Source organism: Segeticoccus rhizosphaerae (assembly GCF_009192725.1).
In the GTDB taxonomy this organism is placed as follows: domain Bacteria; phylum Actinomycetota; class Actinomycetes; order Actinomycetales; family Dermatophilaceae; genus Segeticoccus; species Segeticoccus rhizosphaerae.
Genome location: NZ_VOHR01000626.1, coordinates 1 through 923 on the forward strand (window position 1 = coordinate 1; position 923 = coordinate 923).

Below are 923 nucleotides of genomic sequence, written 5' to 3' on the forward strand. Positions count from 1 at the left end.
TGGCGGTGCCACGGGCGCGCAGCAGCCGGTCGGCAGCGACGCCCACGGCCGCGGCACCGGCCGCGGTGGCCACCCCGACCCCCAAGCCGATAAGGGACCTGCGCTGGCCGTCACTCACCCGTGGCTCCCACGTGGATCCGAGGCACGCGCGCCCCGACCCGCGTGACGATCTCGTAGGCGATGGTGTCGGTGGCGCGCGCCCAGTCCTCCGCCGTCGGCTCGCCGTGGGTGCCGGTGCCGAAGAGGACGGCCTCGTCCCCGGCACCCGCCACCAGGTCCGGCCCGACGTCGACGACGAACTGGTCCATGCAGACCCGTCCGGCGATGGTGTGGCGCCGGCCGCCGATGCTCACCGGCCCGACGTTGGTGGCGTTGCGCGGAATGCCGTCGGCATAGCCCATCGGGACCAGCGCCAGGGTGGTCTCCGTCGGCGTGACGTACTGGTGGCCGTAGCTCACTCCCTGGCCCTGCGGCACCCGCTTCACCAGTGACAGCCCGGCGGTCAGCGTCATCGCCGGTGTGAGCCCGAAGGACGCGGCGTCACCGATGTCGGGCACCGGGGAGAGGCCGTAGACGGCGATGCCCGGTCGGACCAGGTCGTAGGTGGCGCCGGGGTTGGTCAGCAACGCGGCCGAGTTGGCCAGGTGGCGCACCTCCAACCGACAGCCGGCACGCTCGGCCAGCGCCACCGCCTCCTCGAAGGCCTCTTGCTGCCGGTGGACGCTCGGGTGGGCCGGCGCGTCGGCATAGGCGAAGTGCGACCAGACGCCGACGACCCGCAGGACCTCCTCGGCCTCCAGCTTCCGTGCCGCGGCCACGAGCGCCGGCCAGTCCTCGCCATAGGCACCGTTGCGCGCCAGGCCCGTGTCGACGCACAGGTGCACGCGGGCCGGGCGGCCGGTGTCTCGGGCGGCCTCGGCGAT

General features: G+C 74.1%; 1 protein-coding gene. It reads right to left on the reverse strand.

The features are described from left to right. Positions 1–110: 110 nt before the first annotated feature. The coding region (gene alr / locus FRW57_RS22165) for an alanine racemase (protein ID WP_152187097.1) at positions 111–923 on the reverse strand (813 nt) is incomplete at its 5' end.